Origin of the sequence: Psychrobacter sp. SHUES1 (genome assembly GCF_001652315.1) — a bacterium.
GTDB classification, from domain to species: Bacteria; Pseudomonadota; Gammaproteobacteria; order Pseudomonadales; family Moraxellaceae; genus Psychrobacter; species Psychrobacter faecalis.
Genome location: NZ_LXWA01000018.1, coordinates 1 through 596 on the forward strand (window position 1 = coordinate 1; position 596 = coordinate 596).

Annotated in this window: 1 protein-coding gene and 1 pseudogene; both read right to left on the bottom strand. The window is 40.1% G+C overall.

Features of this window, described 5'->3' with window-relative positions:
- Positions 1-199: 199 nt before the first annotated feature.
- A complete protein-coding gene (locus tag A7325_RS14085; protein ID WP_264753687.1) occupies positions 200-325 on the bottom strand; it encodes a hypothetical protein in 126 nt (41 codons plus the stop codon).
- A gap of 28 nt (positions 326-353) precedes the next feature.
- Positions 354-596, bottom strand: a pseudogene (locus A7325_RS13820) (hypothetical protein); the annotation flags it as partial.

The following is a 596-nucleotide window of genomic DNA, read 5'->3' on the forward strand; positions in this document are numbered from 1 at the left end:
GGTGTAATGGACAAAATTCATGCTAAAAAGTAGAAGGTAGTCGCTAATGGACATAATTCATGCTATTTGAGTGACTTTGACCCTAAAAAGTCTTTAATAAACCGCAACTTACGCTGCTCACTTAGACCGTGATGACTGTGTAATTGTCGCTTTAACTCACTGAATAAACCTTCAAGAGAATTGGTGGTATTTGGTATATCTAAATGCCCATATTCTTGGTAAGTAAATAGCCAATCGCTATTGGTTCTGAGGCTGCGATAAGCACTTCTAAGACGTTTGTGAGTGTACCAACTTCTACCAGTATCTTCATTGGTACTACGCTCACTCAGATAGTCTTCATGGGTTAAATACCATTAATCTAAGCATTTTGTGAACGTGGCTTTATCAAGCTTAGTTAAGTCTAAAGTGAGCCGTCTAAGCTCAATACTTGCGATATTCTTAGGTCGACGAGTGAGATAGCGAGTTACTATTTGTACCTGATGGAACTGGCACATCTGGCAAGGGGTGTAGGTAAATAACGTACGCAGTCCTCGTCTACCATCACAGGTAATGCTTTGTACATCAACGCCTAACGATGCTAGATGATCAATTCCTTG